The organism is Peribacillus sp. SIMBA_075, assembly GCF_046534585.1.
Genome location: NZ_JAWRYN010000794.1, coordinates 1 through 265, shown reverse-complemented (window position 1 = coordinate 265; position 265 = coordinate 1). Strand labels below are relative to the sequence as shown.

Here is a 265-nt window from a genome sequence, read left to right as displayed (position 1 = left end):
CATGCAGCTGTGCCTGATGCCGGCGTCGATCCTATCGTTACATCATCTCAAATCGTTATGGCACTTCAAACGATTGTAAGCCGAAATATTAGTTCTTCTCATAACGCTGTCGTAAGTGTAACAAACATTCATTCAGGGAATACGTGGAACGTTATTCCCGAAAAAGCAATATTAGAAGGAACTGTCCGTACATTCCAAGCTGAAACACGTGAAAAGATTCCGGCATTAATGAAACGTATCATTAAAGGCGTTTCTGATGCACTAG

Annotated in this window: 1 protein-coding gene; it reads left to right on the top strand. The window is 41.5% G+C overall.

All coding sequences use genetic code 11. The features are described 5' to 3' along the window. A partial coding sequence (locus tag SB775_RS30390) for a peptidase dimerization domain-containing protein (RefSeq protein ID WP_410864977.1) occupies positions 1 to 265 on the top strand: 265 nt, incomplete at both ends.